We start from the raw sequence: 18,368 nt of genomic DNA, 5'->3' as shown, positions 1-18,368 counted from the left end.
CGGCCGCCAGTTCCCGCCGCCGAGATGCGCCGCGCTTTCGCCGCACCTCCAACACACGCGAACCTGGCGGCCGCCCGTTCCCGCCGCCGAGACGAGCCGCGCTTTCCCAGGCGCGTCCAGCACTCGCCAGGTCGAGCCCGGCGGCCGCCAGTTCCCACCGCCGCTTTTCGCCGCACCTCCAACACGCGCGAGCCCGGCGGCCGCCCGTTCCCGCCGCCGAGATGAGCCGCGCTTTCCCAGGCGCGTCCAGCACTCGCCAGGTCGAACCTGGCAGCCGCCAGTTCCCGCCGCCGCTTTTCGCAGCACCTCCAGCACTCGCCAGGTCAAGCCTGGCCGCCGCCTTCAGCTGCCGGTCCGGGACCGCGCGCACCTCATCAGCAGGTCATCCCCAGCCGCCGCCACGGCGAACCGCGCCAGCCCAACACTGTTCCCCGCCAGGCCAGTACTTGCCTAAGAGGAAAGTGTCGGGGTACTTTCTCCTCAGGCAAGTACTCTCGAACAGTCAAGGAGGCAGCCATGGCTGAGCAACCCTCCCCGGAAGAGGCAGCCCGCGCGTTGCGGGACGTCGACCACCGCAGGGATCAGGCACTGGACGAACTGCACGGCGCGAAGTGGGTGGACGTCGTCTTCGCGCTCGTCGTCTTCCTGTATCTGGCTTCGGCGGACTTCCTGCCCAGCGCCGCCGAGTGGAAGGGCCTCGTCCTGGCCGTGCTCGTCGTGGGCTACGTGCTGATGCTGCGCACCCGCCGAGGTGCGGCGGTGCTGGGTCACCGCGTGCGAGTGGACAAGTCCGCGATCCGGCCGAGGTTCGCCATCGCGCTCGTCTTCGTCGTGGCGTGCGTGGCGGTGGCAGTCGCGTTGGCGCTGCTGCACGTGCAGATCCCTTACGGGAACACAATCTTGGGCGCGGTGCTGGCGATCGTGCTGATCGGGTTCGGGCAGCACTTGCGGCGAGGGCTGGCCGCGCTGATCCGGCGCAGCCGTTCGGGAGGCGCGCCGCATGGCCATGCCTGATCTGGATCCGCTCCTGCTGGACCCCACCCGGCTGTCCATCGCGGCACTGCTGTCCGGGACCGAGTGGGCGGAGTTCAGCTGGGTCCGCGACTCGGCCGGGCTGTCGGATTCCGCGCTGTCCAAGCAGATCGCGAACCTGACCAACGCCGGATACGTCGAAGTCAAGAAGGGATACGTGGGCAAACGGCCGCGAACTTGGCTCAACCTCAGCGGTTCCGGGCACCAGGCGCTGCGTGCGCACATCGCGGCACTGAATCAGATCGTCGAGCAGTCGCAGCGGGCGGAACGCCGCGGCTGAGTCTCCCTGAAGTGTCCACTGTGGAGTAAACGGCCGATCGCGGCGACCTGCTGGCCACCGCGATCGGCCGTCCGGCTAGTCGACCGGCGTGACCTCGGCCATTTCCGACCAGGCCGCGCCGTCGAGGTTCTGGTAGTTGATCTCGGGCTTCTTCGCGACGACCGTCGACATGAACGGGAAGAACTCCTGCGCGTGCTTGGTCGCGACGTGCGCGTCCCCGGCGGCGCTGTCGGCGAAGACCTCGACCATGACGAACTCGTTCTCGTCGCCGCCGTTCTGGTAGTAGTCGAACGAGATGTTGCCCGGTTCGCTCCGCACGTTCGCGGTGTAGCGCTCGATGCCTTCCAGCCACTCGGCTCGCTTCTCGGGACGGATCTGTGCTTTGAGGACGATCAAGATCATGCCCCGAGTATCGCAAGCGACCGGCTACCCAGCGACCGCTGCGGCGCGAATCACCCGTGCCCCGGCCAAAGCCGTCACCAGCAGCACCACTCCTCCCCCGAACACCGCGCTCGCCAGGAACGGCCAGAGGCTGAACGCGGCTGCCGGACTGCCCGTCTTGACGATCGAGAACGGCAGCACGCACAGCACCGAGCCCACGACCGCGACGACGATCGCCAGCCCGGCCGCGGCGGCGGTTTCGCGCAGGAGCATGCCGCGGACCTGCCGGACGGTCGAGCCGATCAGCGACAGCGTCGCGAACTCCGTCCGCCGGTCGCCGATCGCGGCCACCAGGTTGTTGGTCAGCGCGATCGCCATGAACAGCGAGATCAGGACGACCACCAGGTAGTTGATCGACGCCAGCACCTCGGCGGTGCTGCCCGGGACGCTGTGCTGGTTTTCGATGCCCTGCATGGCGAGCGTGCCCGAGGAAACGCCGACCAGCAGGGTCAGAAAAGTGACGATCGGACGGGCGCGTTCCGGAGCCGCGCGCAGGTTCACGCCCGCCAGGTGCGCCTCGGCGTTCTTCGCCCCGCGCGAGAGCCGGCCGACGATCCGGTTGGCCGCGGCGATCAGTTCCGGGGCAAGAATCGCGAACCCGATCGAGCAAAGCACTACGGCCGGACCGGTCAGGCCGGTGGTCGCGATGCTGTCGGCAGGCAGGGCGAGTACCGCACTTGCCGAGCCGAAACCCGCTGCCAGCAACACCATTGCGGAGATCCGCCGCGGCCGAGCCGACCTGGCCCGGCGCGGGCCGGACGACGCCTCTTCCACCGGGCTCCGCCGAGCCGGGCCGCGACTGCCGATCCACGCGGCGAGAACTCCGGCCAGCAGCACCACCGCGACACCGAGCAGCGGCAGCCCGATGCCGGGTGCGTACGACGTACGCGGCGAGGTGAGCCCGGTCGACCGCACGCCGGTCAGCAGCAGGAACCCGAGCAGGTAGCCGAGCCCCAGTCCGGGCAGCGCGGCTACGGCGGTGATCGCGAGGGTTTCCATCGAAACGAGCACGCGGATCTGCCGCGGCGCCGCACCGATCAGCCGCAATCCGCCGATCTCGCCGGACCGCCCGGCGAGCGTGACGCCGATCGTCGACACCATCGCGAACACGACGATCGCCACCACCCAGCCGCCCAGGATCAGCGGGAACTGAGTGAGGAAGCCCCGATCGGCAGCGGCGGTGCCGCCGGAGAGGCCAGTTCCGAGCAGGGCGGTCATCGCGACCACGAGCGCCATCCCGACGAGCGCGACCAGACCGGTGGCCACCGCGGCGGCCCGATGGTGGCCGAAGAGCCGTAGAGCCAGTCTCAGCATGTCAATCCCCCTTCGATCTTGCTGTGGTCACCGGACATTCGCGCCGGATCACCGAGCGCCCACGGCATTCGCGGCTCGCTCCGCGGACTCGACCAGCACCGCCATCCGGTTCGCCACCGCCGCCGCGGTGGGCCGGGCCAGCTGGTCGACAACCAGGCCGTCGGCCAGGAACAGGACCGCGTCGGCATAAGACGCGGCTACCGGGTCGTGCGTCACCATCACGATCGTCTGTCCCCGGTCCGCCAGATGCCGCAGCAGCCCCAGCACTTCCCGCGCGCTGCGGATGTCCAGCGCGCCAGTCGGTTCGTCGGCGAACACCACCTCCGGGTCCGTCACCAGCGCCCGGGCCACGGCCACCCGTTGCTGCTGACCGCCGGAAAGCTGTCCCGGCCGGTGTCCCCCGCGCTGCGCGAGGCCGACCTGCGCCAGCAACGCCGCAGTGCGCTGCGGGTCCGGAGCGCGGCCGTCCAACCGCAGCGGCAGTTCGATGTTCTCCTCCGCGGTCAGTGCGGGCAGCAGGTTGAACTGCTGGAACACGAAACCGATCCGCTGACGGCGCAGTTCCGCCAGCCGCGGTTCATCCAAAGTGGACAGATCCGTGCCGTCCAGTTCGACGGTCCCCTCGGTCGGGGTGCGCAGACCGGCCGCACAGTGCAGCAACGTGGTTTTCCCTGAGCCCGACGGGCCCATGATCGCGGCGAAAGCACCGCGCGGAACGTCCAGGTCCACGCCCCGCAGTGCGTCGACCGGACCGCCTTCGCCGTCGAAGCGGCAGCGCAGCCGCCGGGTGCGGATCGCGGGTGCGGTCATCTCGAGTCCTCCCAGAGTTATGAACGATCGTTTAAAACGAACGTTTACCTGATACGGTAGCACGCGTGGGACACCGCGAGAACCTGATCACCGCCGCCCGGGAATGCCTTCTCAAGGCCGGTTACGCGCGCACTACGGTGCGCGACCTCGTCGCCGCCTCCGGGGCGAACCAGGCGTCGATCAATTACCACTTCGGGTCGAAAGAACAGCTGCTCACGCAGGCGCTGCAGGACCTCAACGCGGAGTGGGGCGAGCTGCTGTTCGCCGTCCTCTCCGACCTGGACGACGAGAAAGCCGGTCCGGAGCGGCGCTGGGCGCGGATCATCGAGTCCATTCAGGAGCACCGCGAACTGTGGTTCGTGAACTTCGAGAGCGTCAGCTACTTACAGCACGACGAGACGATCCGGAAGATCAACGCGGAGGGCCAGCAACAGGCGCGCGTCTCGCTCGCGAAGGCCTTCGGCGACCTCGGACCGGACGCCGACCCGAAGGACGTCCACGCGATCGGCGCGCACTACTACTCGCTGCTCGTCGGGACCGCACTGCAGTGGCTGACCGATCCGGAGAACGCTCCCTCGGCGGCGGACGTCGTCCGCGCCGACTGGCGATCGGTCTAACCCGGAACAAGCGCGGGTCTCGTCGACGACCGGCAAGGCGAACAACCCGAACTAGCCGAGGAAATCCCGCCGTCCGCAGCCGAGTGCGTCCCGCGCGGAGCCGCGGCCGACCGTCGCGCCGCCAAACCGGCACACATCACGCTGACGTCACGGATCCCCGGCCCCCGCGGCTGCTCCGTTGACACGTCAGCCATCCGGGTGACATGATTCCGCCACCGCTTGGAAACGTTTCCAAACCATCCAGAGCGTAGCTTGGAAACGTTTCCAACGGCGGTTTCCGCCGCTGTTGCTGTGTCCGACTGGGAGGGACGATGACGTCAACCCGAGCCACGCTGATCCAGGTGGCCGAGCGCGCCGGCGTGTCGCTGGCTTCGACCTCGCGCGCGCTGCACGGGTCCGGCGCGAGCAAGGCGATGGTCGAGCGTGTGCGGGCCGCCGCGGCGGAGCTCGGGTACAGCGCGGACGCGATCGGGCGGTCGTTGCGGCTGAAGAAGACGTCGCAGATCGCGTTCGCGGTGGCGGACATCGGCAACCCGGTCTACGTCGAGATCATGCGCGGCATCCACGAGGTCCTGGCGCCGCACGGGTACCGGGTCGTGGTGATGTCCACCGGGGACACCGCGGCGTCGACCGCCGAGCTCATGCACAGCCTGCACGGCGGGTTCGTCGACGGGATGATCGTGATCCCGCTGCGCACCGACGACGAGCTGATCGAGCAGATCGGCCGGGCCCCGGTGCCGGTCGTGGTGATCGGCCGGGCGATGAGCGACCGCGGGATCAGTTCGGTCTCCACCGATTCCGCGGCCGGGATCGGCGCGGCGGTGCAGCACGTGGTCTCGCTGGGCCGTCGCCGGATCGGGTTCCTCAACGGGCCGCTCGACACCACGCCGGGCTCTTCGCGCCAGCGCGGATTCGACGAGGCAGTGTCCGCAAAGGACTTCGCCGCGCAGACGGACGTCGAGGTCGCCGCCGATTTCACCGTCGCAGCGGGGATCGAGGCGGCGCGGAAGCTGCTCGCCCGTCCACAACGGCCGGACGCCATCGTCGCCGCCAACGACCTGCTCGCCATCGGAGCCATCCGCGCCGCCCACGAACTCGGGCTCAGCATCCCGCGCGACGTCGCCGTCACCGGGATGGACGACACCGAGCTCGGGCAGGTTTTCCTGCCCCGGCTGACCAGCGTGTCCCTCGGTTCGGCCGAGCGCGGGCGCGCCGCCGCCCGGCTCATGCTCGGGCTCACCGACGACGCGGAGGCTCCGGCGCAGCAGATCTCGGTCGGGACCGAGCTGTTCGTCCGGGAATCCACCCGGGAATCCACTCCGGACCAGACCGCGGAGGACGCAGAATGACCACCGCGACGCAGCCGCGGGTCGCCCCCGCTCCCCCGCCGCGCCCGAAGAAGACCACCCAGGCCCGCACCCGCCGGCGCGAGGCGATCGCGCTGGTGATGCCGTCGCTGATCCCGATCCTGGTGCTGTCGGTGGCCCCGCTGGTGATCGGCATCGTGCTCGCCTTCACCGACACCCGCCTGGTGCGGCATCCGGACTTCGGCTTCGCCGGGATCGACAACTTCGTCCGCCTCGGCGGGAACTCGCTGTTCTGGGACTCGCTCCGGATCGGTCTGATTTGGACGGTCGGAGTGACCGTCCTGCAGCTGGCCGCCGCGATGGGTCTCGCACTGCTGCTCAATTCCGGCCTCAAGCTCCAGGGCCTCACGCGGGTGCTCGCGCTCATTCCGTGGGCGATGCCGCCGGTGGTCGTCGCGATCATGTGGCAAATGATTTACTCGGCCAACGGCGGTCCGCTCAACGCGTTCCTCGGCAGCATCGGATTGCCGGACGGAATCAACTGGCTCGGCGATTTCAACACCGCCCTGCCCGCGGTGATCGTGGTCGGCGTCTGGGTCGGCATGCCGCAGACCACCGTGACGCTTCTCGCTGGCCTGCAACAGATCCCGGCTGAACTGCACGAGGCGGCAGCGGTGGACGGAGCCGGGGCGTGGCGGCGGTTCACCGCGGTGACCTGGCCGAGCATGCGCCCGATCGTCAGTTCGATCACTTCCCTCAATTTTATCTGGAATTTCAATTCCTTCTCGCTCGTTTACGTGCTCACCGCGGGCGGCCCGGGCGGAAAAACCATGGTTCCGGTGCTGTTCGTTTACCTCGAAGCGTTCAAGAACCGCGAAATCGGCTACGCCGCCGCGATGGGGCTGGTCCTCGTGATCGTGGTCGTCGCGCTGCTCGCGATCTACCTGCGGTCGCAGTTCCGCGGCGACCGCCCGGAAAGGGGGCGGTGATCCATGCGCTGGTCCGTGCGCCCCGCGCAGTACCTGGCTCTCGTGCTGTACCTGCTGTTCCTCGGTTTTCCGCTGCTGTGGCTGATTTCCGCGTCGGTGAAGTCGTCGGCGGAGCTGAACTCGCTGTCGGTCAACCTGATCCCGAGCGAATGGCATTGGGACAACTACGGCGAGGCGCTCTCCCGCCAGGGCCTGCTGCATTCTGCGTTCAACAGCCTGCTGGTCGCGCTGGCCAGCACGGTACTCGCGATCCTGATCTCGGTGCCCGCGGCCTACGTGCTGGCGCGGCTCAAGGGCAAGCTGCGCGTCGCGGGCGTCACCTGGATCCTGGTCAGCCAGGTGTTCCCGGTGGTGCTGGTGATCCTGCCGCTGTTCCTCGTGCTGCGGACGCTCGGCCTCGCCGACAGCCTCGTCGGGCTGACGCTCGTGCACACCACCTACATCCTCCCGTTCGCGCTGTGGATGCTGCAGGGCTACGTCGCGGCGATCCCGGTGGAACTCGAGGAGGCCGGGGCGATGGACGGCGCGAACCGGTTCACCGTGCTGCGCACCATCGTGTTCCCGCTGCTGGCCCCCGGCGTGGTCGCGACGGCGATGTTCAGCTTCGTGTCGTCGTGGAACGAGTTCTTCTTCGCGCTGGTGCTGTTGCAGTCGCCGGAGAACTACACGCTGCCGATCACGCTGACCATGTTCATCGGCGGCGAGGGCAAGGTCGCCCTCGGTCCGCTGGCCGCGGGCGCGGTGCTCGCGGCGATCCCGAGCATCGCCTTCTTCAGCCTGCTGCGGAAGCGGCTCACCGGCGGCCTCATGGCCGGGGCGGTGAAGGGATGAGCCCCAACCCCATCGGAAACAGTTCGAAAGGTCGGTCGATGAAGACACGACGCGCGGCAGTCGCCGCCAGCCTCGCCCTCACCAGCCTGCTCGCCGCCGCGTGCGGCGGCAGCGGCGGGGACAGCGGGGACGGCGGCCCGGTCACCCTCACGTTCCAGTCCCTGTCGGACCAGCCCGCCGCGATCGCCGCCACGAACAAGATCGTCGGGGCGTGGAACCAGGCGCATCCGGACACGCAGGTGAAGGTCGTCCAGGCCGGCTGGGACAGCGCCTACGACAAGCTGATCACCCAGTTCAACGCGGGCACCGCGCCGGACATCGTGCACTACGAGGCGGCCGGGATCGGCCCGTTCGCGACCGACGGCTACCTCGCCGACCTCTCCCCGTATCTGTCCGAGCAGAAGCGCGCGGACATCCCGAAGGGCGTGCTCGACTCGGTGACGGTCGACGGCAAGGTCGTCGCCTACCCGACCGAGCTGCAGTCCTATGTGGTCTTCGCGAACAAGAAGCTGCTGGAGCAGTCCGGCGCGCAGCTCCCGACCGGCGAGACGATGACCTGGGACCAGCTGCGCCAGATGGCCAAGACCGCCACGAAGGACGGCAAGTACGGCCTGGGCTGGGGCCTGTCGAGCCCGACCGCGACGTTCGTGGCGATGGCCCCGGCGTTCGGCGGCAAGTACTTCGAGGGCACCGGCGACCAGGCGCAGATCACCGTCGGCCAGGGCGAAATGGCGCTGCCGCAGCTCGTGCACGACATGAACGCGACCGACCACTCGATCCTGCCGGTGACGCTGACCCAGTCCGGCGGCAAGGCGCTGGCCCCGTTCTATGCGGGCCAGGTCGCGATGACCGTCCAGGGTTCCTACCAGGCCGCGAACATCGAGAAGGACGCGCCGAAGGACCTCGACTGGGTGGCGCTGCCGCCGATCGCGGGCCCGGCCGGGCCGGCGCAGGCGGCGAACCCGCAGACGCTGTCGGTCAACAAGGACTCGAAGCACGTCGAGCAGGCCGCGAAGTTCCTGGACTTCTTCACCAGCACCGAGAACCTCGCCGCGCTCAACGAGGCCGACACGCTGATCCCGGCGAGCAACTCCGCCCGCGAAGCGCTGGACAAGAAGCTCGGCGCCAAGAAGGGCTGGAGCACCATCCTGGCCTCGGGCAAGTACCTGACCTCGGCGCCGTATCTGTTCGCCGGCAAGTACGCGCAGTGGAAGGACACCGTCGCGACGCCTGCCTACCAGCGCTTCCTGGCGAACCAGATCGACACGAACACGCTGGCGCAGCAGCTGAAGGACGGCTGGAAGAGCGTCGGCAAGTGACCGCCGCGCCGGGGCCGGACTCTTGCTCCGGTCCCGGCGCGCACGACAGGCGCGGGCCGCATGCCCGTGCCGGGGAATGAAGGGACAAGCCGGTGACCTGGCTGGAGGACCGCGCGGTGGCAGTGATCACCGGCGCGGCAGTGGGGGACGCGCTCGGCGGCGCGACCGAAGGGTGGACGCCCGAGCAGATCGAGGAGCGCCACGGCGGCCGGGTGACCGGGATCGTCCCGCCGTGGTACCCGAACTGGCGGGACGCGCGCCCGATCGCGCCGTATCACAAGGGCGACGGGCACATCACCGACGACACCTTGATGACCCGCGCGATCGTGGAGGTGTACGCGAAGCGCCGCGCGCATCTCGACGCGTACTCGATGGCCGAGGACCTGGTTCCGCTGATGATCGGCGAACCGCGCTGGGTGCCGGAGCTGGAGTCGACGGCGCTGTTGCTGCAGCGGGTTTTCCTCGCTGAGAAGTGGATCGTCGCGAAGCTGCATTACGGGCATGTGGACCCGCGGGAGGCGGGCGTCGGCAACATCGTGAACTGCGGTGCGGCGATGTACATCGCACCGGTCGGGGTGGTGAACCCGGGTGATCCGCAGGCCGCGTACGCCGAGGCGATCGACCTGACCGCGCCGCACCAGTCGAGCTACGGCCGGGAGGCCGCCGGGGTGCTGGCCGCGATGGTCGCCGCCTCGGTCGCGCCGGGTGCCTCGATCGACGACGTCGTGCAAGCTGCGCTCGCGGTGTCGCACGACGGGACGTTGGCGGCGATGCGGGCGGTGGTCGACGCCTTCCAGGGGTGGAACGCCGCGCCCAAGACCGACGACGAAGAGCGTGCGCTCGCGCGGAAGATCCGCGAGGTGGTCGCGCCGTTCGATTCGGTCGGGCCGGAGTACCGGCAGATGTCCATGGACGCGCGACGGCCGTCGCGGACCAAGGCGATCGAGGAATTGCCCGCCGCGCTGGGATTTGTGCTGGGCCATCAGGGCGATTACCGCGGTGCGGTGCTGGCTTCGGTGAACTACGGCCGGGACGCCGATTCGATCGCGTCGATGGCGGGTGCGCTCTGCGCCGGTCTCGGCGGGGCGGCCTCGGTGCCGGACGAGTGGATCGACCCGATCGGCGAGGCCAGCAAAATGGACCTGCGCGAGACCGGGCGGCTGCTCGCTTCGGCCGCGACGGACATCGTCAAAGCCGACCGCGCGCGCGTCCAGGCGCGGCTCGCCGCTCTCGACGCGCTGGCCGCGGCATGAGGCTGACCTGGGCGCAGCCCGAAGACCTGCTCGCGCACGAGTTCGTCCAGTCCACTGTGGAGGGCAAGGACGTGACCTCGGTGCGGGAGCGCTGGATCGCCGCCGGCGGTGATCCGGTGCCCGCGGTGAGCGGGGCAGGACCGCGGCCGGCGCCCTCAGCGTTGCGGGCGCTGGCCCGGACGCTGCTGGACGAACTGGCCACGCTCCCCTGCCCGCCCGCGCCGTACGAGCCCGACGGATGGGACGAGATCGTCGCGCTGCTCCCGCCCGCGCCGGTGCTCCCGGCCCCTGCCGCGGACCGCGCGCTCGGCGCGTGGACCGGCCGTGCGGCGGGATGCCTGCTCGGCAAGCCGGTGGAGAAGATCCCGCGCGAGGGCATCGAGGAGATCCTGCGCGCGACCGGACGCTGGCCGCTGGACCGCTGGTTCACCGCGGTCGGCCTGCCGGACGACGTCGCGGCGCGGTGGCCGTGGAACCGCCGGTCGGCGCCGACTTCGCTGGAGGAGAACATCTCCGGGATGCCGGAGGACGACGACCTCAACTACCCGATCCTCGCGCTCACGCTGCTGGAACGGCACGGCCGCGAGTTCACCGCGGACGACGTCGCGCAGCTCTGGCTGGAGCAGCTTCCGGCCGGGCGGGTGTTCACCGCCGAGCGCGCCGCGTACCGGAACCTGCTGGACGCGCGACCGGTGCCGGAGACCGCGACGCACCTCAACCCGTTCCGCGAGTGGATCGGCGCGTTGATCCGGACCGACGTCTTCGGCTGGGTCTCCCCCGGCGACGTCCGCGGTGCCGCGCGGCTGGCGTGGGCGGACGCGCGGCTCAGCCACACCCGGAACGGCATTTACGGCGCGATGTGGGCGGCTGCGCTCGCGTCGGCGGCGATGGTGTGCGATTCCGTCCACAGTGTCCTCGATGCGGCGGAAACCGTTCTGCCGCCGGACAGTCGGCTGGCTGAAGCGGTGCGGTTCGGGCGGGAGGCTGCTGCTTACGAAGACGGTCTGGACCGGTTGCATGCTCGCTACGGCGACCTGCATTGGGTGCACGTGCTGAACAACGCGGCGGTGATCGCGTACGCGCTGGCCCGCGGCGATGGCGACTTTGGACAGAGCATCTCGCTCGCTGTCACGGCTGGCTGGGACACGGATTCCGCGGCCGCGACGGTCGGCGGCGTGGTCGGTGCGCTGGTGGGGGTCGACGGCATCGGCGAGCAGTGGACGAAGCCGCTCGACAACCGGATCGCGACGTCGTTGCCTGGCGGCGAGCAGCGGATCACCGACCTCGCGGCACGGACGGCCGAGGTGCTGCGATGACCGGGCGAGTGGTCGTGGTCGGGTCCGCGAATGTCGATCTGGTGGTCGACGTTCCGCGGCACCCGGGCGCGGGCGAGACCGTCCTCGGCGGCGATTTGCGGCGCAGTCCGGGTGGCAAGGGAGCCAATCAAGCAGTCGCCGCTGCGCTCGCCGGTGGCGCGGAGACGACGTTCCTCGGCGCGTTCGGTCCGGACGACGGCGCGGACTTTCTGCTGGCGTCGCTGACCAACACCGGGGTGCGGACGGACCTGGTGTCGCGAGTGGACAGTGCGACCGGGACCGCGTTCATCATGGTGTCGCCGGACGGCGAGAACTCCATTGTGGTCGCGCCCGGGGCCAACTCGCGGCTCTCGCTCGCCGGGCAGCAACTGGAGCGGATCGCCGCGGCGGACGTCGTGCTCGCGCAACTGGAGATTCCGCTCGAAGCCGTGACCGCTGCCGCCGCGGCCCGGCGAGCTGGTGCCCGGATGGTGCTCAACGCCGCGCCGTCCCGACCGCTGCCAGAGCTCGATCTCGACGTGCTGGTGGTCAACGAGCACGAGGCGGCCGACCTGGCGGGTGCGTCCGGTGCGCCGGAGGAATTGGCCCGGATTCTGCAGCAGCGCGCACCCGCCGTGGTAATCACGCTCGGCGCGGCCGGTTGTGTTGTCGCTGAGCAGGAAATCGTGCACCTGCCCGGCTTCCGAGTGTCCCCGGTGGACACCACCGGGGCGGGGGACACGTTCTGCGGCGTGCTCGCGGCGGCGCTCGCCGAGGGGCGTCCGCTCCGCGAAGCCGCCGAACGCGCTGGGGCCGCCGCGGCGCTCGCCGTGACCCGGCCCGGCGCGCAATCCGCTGTCCCGACCGTCGCAGAGGTCGCCGAGTTCGCGGCCGGAGGAAACGCCCGATGACGTACGTGTTCGACCCGCTCGTCCCGCGCCCGATCGACCGGCCGACCGAGGTCCCGCTCGGCGCGCCGCTCTCCCCCGAGCAGCTCGCGGCGCTGGACGAGGCCAAGATCTTCGTCGGCCCGGCGGATCCCGCCGACCGGCCGGAATGGCGCGCCCGGCTGCGGCAGTGGCGTGCCGACGCGCACGAGCGGCACAGCTACCACGGCCGCGCCTACGACCGGCCGGAAGCCGCGTGGGCCGCCGGATGCCACACGGTCGCGCAGGTATGGCTGTGGGACGAGTTGCTGTATTCGTTCGAGGAGCACCGGTTCACGCCGGAGCGGTTCCTCGCCGACGCGCACCAGCGGTTCGGCGGCCTCGACGCGGTCGTGCTGTGGCACGCGTACCCGGTGATCGGTCTCGACGACCGAAACCAGTGGGACTTCTACCGCGACGTGCCCGGTCTCCGCGAACTGGTCGAGGTGTTCCACTCGGCGGGCGTGCGGGTGTTCGTGGACTACAACCCGTGGGACGTCGGCACGCGCCGCGGCGAGGACGACGCCGTGGAACTGTCCGCGGTGCTGGCCGATTTCGGCGCGGACGGCGTCTTCCTGGACACCTTGAAGAAGGCTGACCCCGCGCTGGTCGAGCAGCTCGAACGCGCGCGGCCCGGGGTCGTGCTGGAGGGCGAATCGAAGCTGCCGGTCGAGCGGATCGAGGATCATTCGGCGTCGTGGGCGCAGTTCTTCGCCGATTCGCCGGTCCCGGGCGTGCTGCGTTCGCACTGGTACGAGCGGCGGCACATGCAGCACCACGTGCGGCGATGGCACCGCGACCACACCGAGGAACTGCAGTCGGCGTGGCTGAACGGCGTCGGCGTGATGGTGTGGGAAGTCGTGTTCGGCGTGTGGGTCGGCTGGTCGCAGCGGGACGCGGCGACGGTGCGCCGGATGGTGTCTGTGCAGCGTGCGGCGGGTGAACTGCTGCGCGAGGGCGAGTGGACGCCGCTGGCTCTGCTGACGCCGGAAGCCGAAGCCGCCGGGGTTTACGCGTCGCGCTGGGAACTCGGCGACTGGACACTGTGGACGGTGGTGAACCGCTCCGACTCGGACTATCTCGGGTCTGTTGTGGACGGTCCGGTCATCGATCTGTTCGCCGACGGACGCGTGCCCGCGCGCGGGATTTCGGCGTTGCTGCGGGTCGCCGATGGCGCGACGGAGCCGTCGTGGCTGTCTCAGGTGGCAACGCTCCCCCACGATCCGGACGCGCGTTTCCCGCATCGGCTCGCGTCGCGGGTCCAGCCGCAGCCGACGAGCGGCACGCCCGAGGACGACGCGGTCGTGGTGCCTGCCGGGCCGTATGTGCTGACGGTCCGGTACCGCGGCCGCGAGACCGGGATGTACCAGGGCGCGCCGTATGTGGACGAGTGGAAGCCGCTGCCGCCTCGGCTGCACGACGCCCGGACGCTGCAACGCGACGGTTCGCTGGCGTCGCCGGTCGCGGTCGCCGCTGCCGAGGTGACGAACGGCGAGTTCGCGGAATTCCTTGCCGCTACGGGATACCAGCCGGTCGAGCCGCACCGGTTCCTCGCGCACTGGGCCGACGGCCGTCCGCTCGCCCCGGACGAGCCAGTGACCTTTGTGGACCTCGACGACGCACGGGCGTATTGCGCGTGGCGCGGCGGCCGGTTGCCGACCGAGGACGAATGGCAGCTCGCCGGGGAGACCGGCGGGCTGCGGCGCGGCACGCCCGCGGTGTGGAACTGGACCGAAAGCGAACACTCCGACGGGAGGACCCGGTTCGTGATGCTCAAGGGCGGCAGCGATTACCGCGCCGAGGGTTCCGAGTGGTACGTCGAGGGCGGACGGCACGCGCCGGACTACAGCGTGAAGCTGCTGCTGCCCGGGTTCGGGCTGGCGCGCGGCGCGACGGTCGGCTTCCGCTGTGCGTGGGACGTGACGCGATGACCGTGTCGAGGGAGGCGTCCGCCGGGGCGCTGGCCGGGCTGCGGGTGGTGGACGCGTCGACGTTGTTCGCCGGTCCGATGGCCGCGATGCACCTCGGCGACATGGGCGCCGAGGTGATCAAGGTCGAGCACCCGTCGCGACCGGACCCGTCGCGCACGCACGGGGTGGCCAAGGGCGACGTCAACCTGTGGTGGAAGACGTTGGGGCGCAACAAGCGCACCGTCACGGCGAACCTGAGCAGCGACGGCGGGCGCGAGGTGTTCCTGGCGCTCGCCGAGACCGCGGACGTGGTGATCGAGAACTTCCGGCCGGGCACGCTCGAACGCTGGGGCCTCGGTTACGAGGAGCTGTCCGCGCGCAACCCCGGGCTGGTTCTCGCGCGGGTGACCGGTTTCGGCCAGTTCGGGCCGTACTCCCCGCGCCCCGGTTTCGGCACGCTCGCCGAGGCGATGAGCGGATTCGCCGCGGCCACCGGCGAACCGGACGGGCCGCCGACGCTGCCGCCGTTCGGGCTCGCCGACGGGGTCGCGTCGCTGGCCACCGCGTACGCGATCATGGTCGCGCTCGCCGGGCGGACCGCCAGCGGCCGCGGCCAGGTCGTGGACGTCGCGATCATCGAGCCGATTCTCGCCATGCTCGGACCGCAGATCACGCGATGGGACCAGCTCGGCACGGTCCAGCCGCGCACCGGCAACCGGTCCACGAACAACGCGCCGCGCAACACCTACCGCACGAGCGACGGGCAATGGGTGGCGGTGTCGACGTCGGCGCAGTCGATCGCGGAACGCGTGATGCGGCTGGTCGGCCGTCCGGAACTCGCGGACGAGCCGTGGTTCGCGACCGGCGCGGACCGGGCGGCGCACGCGGATGTGCTGGACGAGGCTGTCGGCGGCTGGATCGCGCAGCACACGCGGGACGAGGTCGTGGCGGCCTTCGAGGAAGCGCAGGCGGCGGTCGCGCCGATCTACGACGCGGCCGACATCGTCGCCGACCCGCAGTTTCGTGCGCTGGGCACGATCCACGAGATCGAGGACCCGGAACTGGGCACGACGTTGATGCAGGGGCCGCTGTTCCGGTTGTCGGACAACGACGGCGTCATCGGCTTCACCGGACGTCCGCACGGCGCGGACACCGACGAGGTGCTCGGTTCGCTGGGCTTCACGGCGTCGCGGATCGCCGAGCTTCGGGCGGAAGGAGCGGTATGACGCCCGCGCTGACCCTGCTCTACGTCCCCGCCGACCGACCCGACCGCGTCGCCAAAGCCCTCGCCTCGGACGCCGACGTCGTGCTGGTCGACCTCGAAGACGCCGTCGCTCCCGCGCAGAAGGACGCCGCACGGGACAACGCGATGCGGCTGTTGGCCGAGGTGCCCGCGTCGCGGCCGGTGCAGGTGCGGATCAACCACCCGGACACGCCGTGGCACGCGGCGGACGTGGCCGCGGTCGCCGCACTGCCGACATGGGTGGGCACGCGGCTGCCGAAGGTCGAGAGTTCGCTCGATGTCCGGTCGCACGCCGATGCCTTGCCGGGGCGGGAATTGCACCCGCTGATCGAGTCGGCGCTCGGGGTGGAGCGGGCGCTGGAGATCGCGCTCGCTTCCCCGCAGACGGCGTCGCTCGGGCTCGGCGAGGCGGATCTGCGGTCCGACCTGCGGCTCGCCGACGAAGCCGGGCTCACCTGGGCGCGCAGCCGGATCGTGAACGCCGCCCGCGCCGCGCGGCTGCCCCCGCCGGCGATGTCGGTGTACGCGAACGTCCGCGACCTCGACGGCTTGGCGGAAAGCTGCCGGGCCGGGCGCGCGCTAGGTTTCCGCGGCCGCACGGCGATACACCCGATGCAGCTGCTGACGATCCGCGCGGCTTTCCTGCCGACGGCGGAGGAGGTCGCGCGGGCGCGGGAGGTGCTGTCCCGAATGGACGGTGCTACTCAGGCCGGGGTGGGCGCGATCGCGCTCGCCGACGGGACGTTCCTGGACGTCGCGATGCGGGACCAGGCCCTCGCGGTGCTGGCGCTCGTCTCCGACTAGGCCTTGTCCGCGGAAACCAAGCGCAGCAACGGGTCGAAGCGGGCCGGGCCCTCGGTCGTCAGCTGCACCGGTTCCGCGACCGGCTGATATCCGGTCACGACGACGGTGTACTCGCCGGGGAACAGGTCCTCGACGGTGTAGTGGCCCGCCTCGTCTGTCACGGTGACGCGCTGGACCTGGCCCTTCGCGTCCAGCACCGCGACCTGCGCGCCCGGGAACGGACCCCGGACCGCGTGGACAGTGCCGGTGAGCCGGACCGACCGCGCCAGTTCGAAGTTCTCGCGCACCGGCTCGGCGCCCACCTGGACATGGCGAGCCACCGGCTCCCGGCCGCCCGCCTGGACCAGCAGCAGATACGAGCCCGCCGGAGCGTCGAGCGCGAACGTGTTGTCCGCGCCGGTAGTGGTGCGGCGTACTTCGTGGGTCTCTAGAGACGTCAACGAAACAGCCGCGGTTTCCGCAGGCGCGAGGCCGCTCACCGCACCCGAAATCGCCGCGGGCGGCGCGCTTTGCGTTGTGCTGCGGCGTTTGCGCGTCCGCGACAGCAGGATGTCCACGACGCCGAACAGCAACGCGAGCCCGACCAGCGCGGTCGACCCGATCAGCCCGAGCGCGGTCGCGGAGTGGTAGTCCCCGTGCGAACGCCCGAGCTCGCCGAAGAACAGCGACCCGCCGAGCGCGGTGCCGACCGCGGAACCGATCCGCTGACCGGTCTGCAGGACGCCGGCCGCGGTGCCGCCTTCCGCGGGCGGGACTTCTTCCAGGGCGAGCGTCGAGTTCGGCGAAATCACCAGCCCGCTGCCGAACCCGCCGACGAACAACGGCCCGGCCAGCACGAACGCGGTGTTCGCGCCGGAGTAGTCGCGGACGAGCCACGCGGTCGCGGCGAGCCCGATCGCCACGAGCAGCGTGCCGAGCACGACCATCGGCCTGCCGAACCGGTGCACGAGCCGCCCGCCGATGGTCGGCGAGATCGCCGAACCGATCGCGAACGCGAGCATCGCCGAGCCGGCCTGCAGTGCCGTGTAGCCGAGGCCCTGCTGGAAGAAGAGCGTCAGGACCAGGAAAATCCCGGTGAATCCGGCGAAATAGACCATGCCGAGCGCGGAACCCATCGAGTAGCTGCGCACGGTCAGCAGCTTCAGGTTCACCAGCGGCTGCTTGCCGCGGTTGCCGAGCCAGCGCTCCCACAGCACGAACAGCACGAGCAGCCCGGCCGCGACGCCCATCAGCCACCAGCGCGGCGCGGCCGCCTGTTCCTCTTCCTCGATCAGCGGCAGCATCACCAGCACGACCGCCACGCCGAGCAGCACGCTGCCGACCAGGTCCGGCGTCCGTTTCCGGCCGCTGCGCGCGTCCTTGGGCAGCAGGCGGAGCCCGAACAGGATCGCGAGGATCCCGATCGGCAGGTTGACGTAGAAGACCCAGCGCCACCCCTGGTCGACGCCGATGCCCTGGATCAGCAACCCGCCGAGCACCGGCCCGATCGCGGTGGAAAGCCCGACCGTCGCCCCGAACGCGCCGAACGCCTTGCCCCGCTCGCGCCCGGAGAACAGCTGCTGCATCAGGCCGATGATCTGCGGGTTCAGCAACCCGCCCGCGACGCCCTGCCCCAGCCGCGCGACGACGAGCCAGGTCGCGTTCGGGGCCGCCCCGCAGAGCACGCTGGTAGCCACGAACAACGCCAGCCCGAGCAGGAACATCCGGCGGCGCCCGTAGTCGTCGCCGAGCCGCCCCGACGGCACCAGCGCGAGCCCGAACGTGAGCGCGTAGCCGGACACGACCCACGAGACATCCGCGGGCGTCGCGCCGATCCCGTGCTCCATCGAGGGCAGCGCGACGTTGACGATGCTGACGTCGAGCAGCGTCATGAACCCCGCGATGAGGCACACCCACAAGGCGCGCCAGCGCTGCGGATCGGGCTCGGATGAAGGCGAAGCGTGCACGGACCGTCCTGATTCGAGACCGGTAAGATAATTACTGGTGTTAGAATACTC

At 70.4% G+C, this 18,368-nt stretch carries 17 protein-coding genes; 13 read left to right on the top strand and 4 right to left on the bottom strand.

Annotation, left to right across the window (positions count from 1 at the left end; translation table 11 throughout):
* The first annotated feature begins 516 nt into the window (after positions 1 to 516).
* Together WA670_RS12765 and WA670_RS12760 are read left to right on the top strand one after the other, a co-directional pair.
* Positions 517 to 1,014 carry a hypothetical protein gene (locus WA670_RS12765; RefSeq protein ID WP_134661714.1) on the top strand — a complete coding sequence of 166 codons (498 nt, stop codon included), beginning with the start codon at positions 517 to 519 and terminating at the stop codon, positions 1,012 to 1,014.
* Positions 1,001 to 1,312: a transcriptional regulator gene (locus WA670_RS12760; RefSeq protein ID WP_336157793.1), complete on the top strand. Its 312-nt coding sequence runs from the start codon at positions 1,001 to 1,003 to the stop codon at positions 1,310 to 1,312. The genes WA670_RS12765 and WA670_RS12760 overlap by 14 nt, the downstream gene beginning before the upstream one ends.
* A 75-nt stretch (positions 1,313 to 1,387) precedes the next feature.
* Here WA670_RS12760 and WA670_RS12755 read toward each other — a convergent pair whose 3' ends face one another.
* From WA670_RS12755 to WA670_RS12745, 3 genes are read right to left on the bottom strand one after another with little or no spacing between them, the layout of a single operon-like run.
* The gene (locus tag WA670_RS12755) at positions 1,388 to 1,714 is read right to left on the bottom strand and encodes a putative quinol monooxygenase (protein ID WP_134661716.1); all 327 of its coding nucleotides are present in this window, start codon (positions 1,712 to 1,714) and stop codon (positions 1,388 to 1,390) included.
* 24 nt (positions 1,715 to 1,738) lie between these two features.
* The gene (locus WA670_RS12750) at positions 1,739 to 3,067 is read right to left on the bottom strand and encodes an FtsX-like permease family protein (RefSeq protein ID WP_336157792.1); all 1,329 of its coding nucleotides are present in this window, start codon (positions 3,065 to 3,067) and stop codon (positions 1,739 to 1,741) included.
* 48 nt (positions 3,068 to 3,115) lie between these two features.
* Positions 3,116 to 3,877: an ABC transporter ATP-binding protein gene (locus tag WA670_RS12745; protein ID WP_336157791.1), complete on the bottom strand. Its 762-nt coding sequence runs from the start codon at positions 3,875 to 3,877 to the stop codon at positions 3,116 to 3,118.
* Between the two features lie 65 nt (positions 3,878 to 3,942).
* On the opposite strand from WA670_RS12745, the gene WA670_RS12740 reads away from it, so the two are divergent.
* From WA670_RS12740 to WA670_RS12690, 11 genes are all read left to right on the top strand, one after another.
* Positions 3,943 to 4,494 carry a TetR/AcrR family transcriptional regulator gene (locus WA670_RS12740; RefSeq protein WP_037811501.1) on the top strand — a complete coding sequence of 184 codons (552 nt, stop codon included), beginning with the start codon at positions 3,943 to 3,945 and terminating at the stop codon, positions 4,492 to 4,494.
* 311 nt (positions 4,495 to 4,805) lie between these two features.
* The gene (locus tag WA670_RS12735; RefSeq protein ID WP_336157790.1) at positions 4,806 to 5,843 is read left to right on the top strand and encodes a LacI family DNA-binding transcriptional regulator; all 1,038 of its coding nucleotides are present in this window, start codon (positions 4,806 to 4,808) and stop codon (positions 5,841 to 5,843) included.
* A complete protein-coding gene (locus tag WA670_RS12730) occupies positions 5,840 to 6,790 on the top strand; it encodes a carbohydrate ABC transporter permease (RefSeq protein ID WP_134661721.1) in 951 nt (316 codons plus the stop codon). The genes WA670_RS12735 and WA670_RS12730 overlap by 4 nt, the downstream gene beginning before the upstream one ends.
* Positions 6,791 to 6,793: 3 nt before the next feature.
* Positions 6,794 to 7,621, top strand: coding sequence for a carbohydrate ABC transporter permease (locus WA670_RS12725; protein ID WP_043828767.1), 828 nt, complete (start codon positions 6,794 to 6,796; stop codon positions 7,619 to 7,621).
* 38 nt (positions 7,622 to 7,659) lie between these two features.
* Positions 7,660 to 8,940, top strand: coding sequence for an ABC transporter substrate-binding protein (locus tag WA670_RS12720; RefSeq protein ID WP_336157789.1), 1,281 nt, complete (start codon positions 7,660 to 7,662; stop codon positions 8,938 to 8,940).
* A 92-nt stretch (positions 8,941 to 9,032) separates the two neighbouring features.
* The gene (locus WA670_RS12715; protein ID WP_043828766.1) at positions 9,033 to 10,193 is read left to right on the top strand and encodes an ADP-ribosylglycohydrolase family protein; all 1,161 of its coding nucleotides are present in this window, start codon (positions 9,033 to 9,035) and stop codon (positions 10,191 to 10,193) included.
* On the top strand, positions 10,190 to 11,509 hold the full coding sequence (locus WA670_RS12710) for an ADP-ribosylglycohydrolase family protein (protein WP_336157788.1): 1,320 nt from the start codon (positions 10,190 to 10,192) through the stop codon (positions 11,507 to 11,509). The genes WA670_RS12715 and WA670_RS12710 overlap by 4 nt, the downstream gene beginning before the upstream one ends.
* The gene (locus tag WA670_RS12705) at positions 11,506 to 12,399 is read left to right on the top strand and encodes a ribokinase (protein WP_275292052.1); all 894 of its coding nucleotides are present in this window, start codon (positions 11,506 to 11,508) and stop codon (positions 12,397 to 12,399) included. Before WA670_RS12710 ends, WA670_RS12705 begins: the two co-directional genes overlap by 4 nt.
* Positions 12,396 to 14,345, top strand: a complete 1,950-nt coding sequence (locus tag WA670_RS12700) for an SUMF1/EgtB/PvdO family nonheme iron enzyme (RefSeq protein WP_336157787.1) — start codon at positions 12,396 to 12,398, stop codon at positions 14,343 to 14,345. Before WA670_RS12705 ends, WA670_RS12700 begins: the two co-directional genes overlap by 4 nt.
* Positions 14,342 to 15,550 carry a CaiB/BaiF CoA transferase family protein gene (locus tag WA670_RS12695; RefSeq protein WP_336157786.1) on the top strand — a complete coding sequence of 403 codons (1,209 nt, stop codon included), beginning with the start codon at positions 14,342 to 14,344 and terminating at the stop codon, positions 15,548 to 15,550. The genes WA670_RS12700 and WA670_RS12695 overlap by 4 nt, the downstream gene beginning before the upstream one ends.
* Complete coding sequence (locus tag WA670_RS12690; protein ID WP_238605826.1) at positions 15,547 to 16,371, top strand: HpcH/HpaI aldolase/citrate lyase family protein; 825 nt, start codon at positions 15,547 to 15,549, stop codon at positions 16,369 to 16,371. The genes WA670_RS12695 and WA670_RS12690 overlap by 4 nt, the downstream gene beginning before the upstream one ends.
* Here the strand turns inward: WA670_RS12690 and WA670_RS12685 are convergent.
* Positions 16,368 to 18,317: an MFS transporter gene (locus WA670_RS12685; RefSeq protein WP_336157785.1), complete on the bottom strand. Its 1,950-nt coding sequence runs from the start codon at positions 18,315 to 18,317 to the stop codon at positions 16,368 to 16,370. The genes WA670_RS12690 and WA670_RS12685 overlap by 4 nt on opposite strands.
* Positions 18,318 to 18,368 lie beyond the last annotated feature (51 nt).

The sequence above is a fragment of the Amycolatopsis sp. VC5-11 genome, from assembly GCF_037034185.1.
GTDB lineage: Bacteria > Actinomycetota > Actinomycetes > Mycobacteriales > Pseudonocardiaceae > Amycolatopsis > Amycolatopsis nivea.
This window is presented reverse-complemented; position numbering and strand designations above follow the sequence as displayed.

Coding starts and splice junctions, on each gene's coding strand:
- WA670_RS12765 (WP_134661714.1), top strand. CDS start 517: ATGGCTGAGCAACCCTCCCCGGAAGAGGCAGCCCGCGCGTTGCGGGAC.
- WA670_RS12760 (WP_336157793.1), top strand. CDS start 1,001: ATGGCCATGCCTGATCTGGATCCGCTCCTGCTGGACCCCACCCGGCTG.
- WA670_RS12755 (WP_134661716.1), bottom strand. CDS start 1,714: ATGATCTTGATCGTCCTCAAAGCACAGATCCGTCCCGAGAAGCGAGCC.
- WA670_RS12750 (WP_336157792.1), bottom strand. CDS start 3,067: ATGCTGAGACTGGCTCTACGGCTCTTCGGCCACCATCGGGCCGCCGCG.
- WA670_RS12745 (WP_336157791.1), bottom strand. CDS start 3,877: ATGACCGCACCCGCGATCCGCACCCGGCGGCTGCGCTGCCGCTTCGAC.
- WA670_RS12735 (WP_336157790.1), top strand. CDS start 4,806: ATGACGTCAACCCGAGCCACGCTGATCCAGGTGGCCGAGCGCGCCGGC.
- WA670_RS12730 (WP_134661721.1), top strand. CDS start 5,840: ATGACCACCGCGACGCAGCCGCGGGTCGCCCCCGCTCCCCCGCCGCGC.
- WA670_RS12725 (WP_043828767.1), top strand. CDS start 6,794: ATGCGCTGGTCCGTGCGCCCCGCGCAGTACCTGGCTCTCGTGCTGTAC.
- WA670_RS12720 (WP_336157789.1), top strand. CDS start 7,660: ATGAAGACACGACGCGCGGCAGTCGCCGCCAGCCTCGCCCTCACCAGC.
- WA670_RS12710 (WP_336157788.1), top strand. CDS start 10,190: ATGAGGCTGACCTGGGCGCAGCCCGAAGACCTGCTCGCGCACGAGTTC.
- WA670_RS12705 (WP_275292052.1), top strand. CDS start 11,506: ATGACCGGGCGAGTGGTCGTGGTCGGGTCCGCGAATGTCGATCTGGTG.
- WA670_RS12700 (WP_336157787.1), top strand. CDS start 12,396: ATGACGTACGTGTTCGACCCGCTCGTCCCGCGCCCGATCGACCGGCCG.
- WA670_RS12695 (WP_336157786.1), top strand. CDS start 14,342: ATGACCGTGTCGAGGGAGGCGTCCGCCGGGGCGCTGGCCGGGCTGCGG.
- WA670_RS12690 (WP_238605826.1), top strand. CDS start 15,547: ATGACGCCCGCGCTGACCCTGCTCTACGTCCCCGCCGACCGACCCGAC.